At 67.6% G+C, this 5037-nt stretch carries 3 protein-coding genes; all 3 read left to right on the top strand.

Going from position 1 to position 5037, the window contains the following annotated elements:
* Window positions 1–443 precede the first annotated feature (443 nt).
* On the top strand, window positions 444–1586 hold the full coding sequence (locus ACIP0B_RS07305; protein WP_400830847.1) for a glycerate kinase: 1143 nt from the start codon (window positions 444–446) through the stop codon (window positions 1584–1586).
* A gap of 314 nt (window positions 1587–1900) precedes the next feature.
* On the top strand, window positions 1901–3526 hold the full coding sequence (locus ACIP0B_RS07300) for a methyl-accepting chemotaxis protein (RefSeq protein ID WP_400830845.1): 1626 nt from the start codon (window positions 1901–1903) through the stop codon (window positions 3524–3526).
* Window positions 3527–3567: 41 nt separating this feature from the next.
* Window positions 3568–4755: a pyridoxal phosphate-dependent aminotransferase gene (locus ACIP0B_RS07295; protein ID WP_400830844.1), complete on the top strand. Its 1188-nt coding sequence runs from the start codon at window positions 3568–3570 to the stop codon at window positions 4753–4755.
* The last annotated feature ends 282 nt before the right edge of the window (window positions 4756–5037 follow it).

Genomic DNA, 5037 nt, shown 5'->3' with positions numbered 1-5037 from the left:
GCCTGACCCACCGCCATCGCCAGCAGGCTGGCTCCCACATGGATTGCGGGGTGCCACCGCATCGGTGGTCACCGCAGACCTGTGGGAGCTGGCTTGCCAGCGATGGGGCCGGCACTGCCAGCCTCTCTGCCGCCTGACCCACCGCCATCGCCAGCAGGCTGGCTCCCACATGGATTGCGGGGTGCCCACCGCATCGGTGGTCACCGCAGACCTGTGGGAGCTGGCTTGCCAGCGATGGGGCCGGCGCTGCTAGCCTCTCTGCTGCCTGACCCACCGCCATCGCTGGCAAGTCGAGTCGTCGCACCGCAGCTCCCACAATGTCATTCGCAGAGCCGCGGTTTTGTGGAAATGAACAATAAACGCCCCCGCCGCTTGTGCAGCGGACAGGCGTCAAGGGCCATGGCGGCTGGCAGCATGGACGCCATTGGAACTGGAGAATTCGCATGAAGATCGTCATCGCACCCGATTCGTTCAAGGACAGCCTGAGCGCCCAAGGCGTGGCCGAGGCCATTGCGGCGGGCCTGGCGCAGGTCTGGCCCGAGGCGGCGCTGGTCAAGTGCCCGATGGCCGACGGCGGCGAGGGGACGGTGGAATCGATCCTGGCCGCCTGCGAAGGCGAACTGCGCCGCACCCGGGTGCGCGGCCCGTTGGGGGCGCCGGTCGACGCCGCCTGGGGCTGGCTGGCGCACAGCCGCACCGCGATCATCGAAATGGCCGAGGCCAGCGGCCTGCAACTGGTGCCGCCGGGGCAGCGCGATGCCTGCGTCAGCAGCACGTTCGGCACCGGTGAGCTGATTCGCGCGGCGCTGGACGCCGGGGCGCAGCGGGCGATCCTGGCCATCGGCGGCAGCGCCACCAACGACGGCGGCGCCGGGGCGATGCAGGCGTTGGGCGTGAACCTGCGCGATGCCCACGGGCAAGCGCTGGCGCCGGGCGGCCTCGCCCTGGCGCAGTTGGCGCAACTGGACATCGACGGGCTGGACCCGCGCCTGGCGCAGGTGCGTTTCGACATCGCCGCCGACGTCAACAACCCGCTGTGCGGCCCCCATGGCGCCTCGGCGATCTTCGGCCCGCAGAAGGGCGCCTCGCCGGCGCAGGTGCAACAGCTGGATCAGGCCCTTGGGCATTTTGCCGACCTCTGCGCCCGGGCGCTGGGCAAGGATGTGCGCGACGAGCCCGGCAGCGGCGCGGCGGGCGGTCTGGGGTTTGCGGCCAAGGCGTTTCTCGGTGCGCGTTTCCAGGCGGGAGTTGAAGTGGTGGCGGAACTGGTGGGCCTGGCGGATGCCGTGCAGGGCGCCGATCTGGTGATCACCGGGGAAGGGCGCTTCGACGCCCAGACCCTGCGCGGCAAGACGCCGTTCGGCGTGGCGCGCATCGCCAGGCAACACGGCGTGCCGGTGATCGTCATCGCCGGGACGCTGGGCGAGGGCTATCAGGCCCTCTACGACCATGGCATCGATGCCGCCTTCGCCGTGACCGGCGGGCCGATGACGCTGGAGCAAGCCTGCGCCGAAGCGCCGCGCCTGCTGCGCGAGCGGGCCTGCGACATCGCCCGGGTGTGGCGACTGGCCCAGCGCAATATTTGATCACCTGAACACCTTCTGTGGCGAGGGAGCTTGTCGAATCGTCGCACCGTCCCGCTTGAGTGCGCAGCGCTCACATCGATGTTGGGGTCGCTGCGCAACCCAGCGGGAGCGAGCTCCCTCGCCACAGAGGGTGTTTCATTGCTGCAACACCTTGAAAAATATTTCATCCTCGCCCGAAAAAATCCTCAAGCCTGGCCGATACAACGGTCAGGCGCACAAAGACTCCTCCGAACAGTGGCGCCGCACCGGATCCGACCACGGGCCAGTGATAAGCGCAAGGACGCTCGCCGTTACCCTCATTCGAGAGTGCTCCTATGTCCTTGCGTAATCTGAACATCGCGCCCCGTGCCTTCTTAGGTTTTGCCTTCATTGCCCTGCTGGTGATCGTGCTCGGCGTGTTCGCCGTCAACCGCATGTCGATCATCCGCCAGGCCTCCATCGACATGGAAACCACGCAACTGCCCAGCGTGACCCAGCTTGCCGTGGTGACGGAAAACGTCCTGCGCCTGCGCATCCTGTCGTTCCGCATCCTGGTCAACCGCGAGCCGGCCGGCCTGCAAGAGGCCCAGACCCGCATCGGCGTGCTGGTGGACAAAGTGCGCACGGCCCAGGCCGCCTACGCGGCATTGCCGGCCGGCGCCGAAGAGCGCGCGCTGTATCAGTCGTTCGCCAACACCCTGGACAGCTACCTGCAAGCGCAGAACCAGATGATGGACCTGTCGCGCCAGGACAAGCTCGACGAGATGCGCACCCTGATCAACACCAAGATCAAGGACGGCACCGACCTGATGGGCGAGCAGCTCAACAAACTGATCGCGATCAACGCCGCCGATGCGAAGACCGCCTCGGTCCAGGCCGGCGAGCACTACAGCAGCGCCATCTCCGGGATTGTCGTCGTCGCGCTCATCGCGGCCGTGGCCACCGTGCTGCTGGCCCTGCTGCTGACCCGCAGCATCGTCACCCCGCTGAACCGTGCGGTGACGGCGGCGCAGACCATCGCCGGCGGCAACCTGACCAAAGCCATCGAGGTCGACGGCAAGGACGAACCGGCGCGCCTGCTCGAAGCGCTGGCGCAGATGCAGACCAACCTGCGCAAGACCATCGAACAGATCGCCGGCTCCGCCACGCAGCTGGGCGCCGCCGCCGAAGAGCTCAGCGCGGTGACCGAAGAGGCCTCCCGCGGCCTGCAGCAGCAGAACGACGAAATCGAACAGGCCGCCACCGCCGTCAATGAAATGACCGCCGCCGTGGAAGAAGTGGCGCGCAACGCCGTGTCCACCTCCGAAGCCTCGAACCAGTCCACCCACGCCGCCCGCGAAGGCCGCGACCAAGTGGTGAAGACCGTCGACGCGATCCAGACCATGACCCACGACGTGCAGAACACCGCGCAGATGATCGAAGGCCTGGCCGCCCAGGGCCGCGACATCGGCAAGGTGCTGGACGTGATCCGCGCCATCGCCGAGCAGACCAACCTGCTGGCGCTCAACGCCGCCATCGAAGCGGCCCGTGCCGGGGAGGCCGGACGCGGCTTTGCGGTGGTGGCGGACGAAGTGCGGGCCTTGGCCCACCGCACCGCGCAATCGACCCAGGAAATCGAGAAAATGGTCGCCGGCATCCAGAACGGCACCGGCGAGGCGGTCGAGTCGATGCAGCAGAGCAACCAGCGCACCCAATCCACCCTGGAAATGGCCCGCGCCGCCGGCATCGCCCTGGAGCAGATCACCCAGTCGATCCATCAGATCAACGAACGCAACCTGGTGATCGCCAGCGCGTCGGAAGAGCAGGCGCAGGTCTCGCGGGAAGTGGACCGCAACCTGGTCAACATCCGCGACCTGGCCACCCAATCGGCCGCCGGGGCCAACCAGACCAGCGCCGCGACCCACGAACTGTCGCGTCTGGCGGTGGATTTGAACGCCATGGTGGCGCGTTTCGTGATTTGAGATACGGTGAAGGCTGGAGACCGCGCAACCAGGAGACGTACATGCGCTATTCAGCCTTGACCCAACGGATCGCCGGGGAGGGAGCAGCGGCCTGGCGGATTCACGACCGAGCGCTGGAGTTGCGCGCCGAAGGCGTCGATGTCCTGCTGCTGACCGTGGGCGATCCGGATTTCGATACGCCGCTGCCGATCATCCACGGCGCCATCGACAGCCTGCTGGCCGGCGATACGCACTACTCGGAGGTGCGCGGCCAGCATGCCCTGCGCAGCCTGATCGCCCGGCGCCACCAGCGGCGCAGCGGTCAAGCGGTGGACGCCGACCACGTGATCGTCATGCCCGGCGCGCAATGCGCGGTGTATTCGGTGGCGCAATGCCTGCTCGATCCGGGCGACGAAGTGATCGTCGCCGAGCCGATGTACGTCACCTACGAGGGCGTCTTCGGCGCCTGCGGGGCCACGGTGGTGCCGGTGCCGGTGCGGCCCGAGAACGGCTTTCGCGTCGACCCGGCGGACGTCGCGTCGCGGATCACCGCCAAGACCCGCGCCATGCTGCTCAACAGTCCCAACAACCCTTCGGGCGCCAGCCTGCCGTTGCTGGTCTGGCAGGAGCTGGCGGCGCTGTGCATCCGCCATGACCTGTGGCTGATCAGCGACGAGGTGTACAGCGATCTGCTCTACGAGGGCGAGCATGTCAGCCCGGCGAGCCTGCCGGGCATGGCCGAGCGCACGGCGACGGTCAACAGCCTGTCCAAGTCCCACGCCATGACCGGCTGGCGCATCGGCTGGATGATCGGGCCCAAGACCCTGGCCGAACATCTGGTGAACCTGTCCTTGAGCATGCTGTTCGGCCTGCCGGACTTCGTGCAGAAGGCGGCGCAGGTGGCGCTGGAAAAGGACTTGCCGGAGGTGGCGCAGATGCGCGAGGAGTACCGGCTGCGCCGGGATCTGGTGTGCGACCGGTTGCGCGGTTGCCCGGGCCTGCACCCGGTGCGCCCCGACGGCGGGATGTTCGTGATGGTCGATGTGCGCCAGACCGGGCTCGGCGCCCAGGCGTTCGCCGAGCGACTGCTGGAAGGCTACGCAGTGTCGGTGCTCGCCGGGGAGGCCTTCGGGCCCAGTGCGGCGGGACATATCCGCATTGGGCTGGTGGTGGATCGGGGGCGCCTGGCCGATGCCTGTTCGCGGATTGCGTTGTGTGCGGCGCAGCTGCTGCAGGCGCGTACGGCCTGACAGTTATGGGGTGGCTGTGCCGGCCTCATCGCTGGCAAGTCGAGTCGTCGCACCGCAGCTCCCACAGGGGTTTGTGGTGTGCAGGGATAGAGTGGCACCCGGATTCACTGTTTGTTTGCTGTGCTGGCCCCATCGCTTGCAGGCAAGCTCCCACAGGTTTGGTGTGGCCGCAGATCCAGCATGTACCACAGGTGTTTGGGGTGGCCGCCGATGTTGTGTACAGCCGCGATACCTGTGGGAGCCAGCCTGCTGGCGATGGCGTCAGTGAAGACGCCGCAGGGC

This window comes from Pseudomonas sp. NPDC089534 (genome assembly GCF_044749305.1).
GTDB classification, from domain to species: Bacteria; Pseudomonadota; Gammaproteobacteria; order Pseudomonadales; family Pseudomonadaceae; genus Aquipseudomonas; species Aquipseudomonas ekonensis.
Note: the sequence above shows the minus strand (reverse complement) of the source record. Positions and strands in the feature narration are given on the sequence as shown.

Excerpts from the sequence above, each read along its gene's own strand:
- ACIP0B_RS07305 (WP_400830847.1), top strand. The coding sequence starts at position 444 with ATGAAGATCGTCATCGCACCCGATTCGTTCAAGGACAGCCTGAGCGCC.
- ACIP0B_RS07300 (WP_400830845.1), top strand. The coding sequence starts at position 1,901 with ATGTCCTTGCGTAATCTGAACATCGCGCCCCGTGCCTTCTTAGGTTTT.
- ACIP0B_RS07295 (WP_400830844.1), top strand. The coding sequence starts at position 3,568 with ATGCGCTATTCAGCCTTGACCCAACGGATCGCCGGGGAGGGAGCAGCG.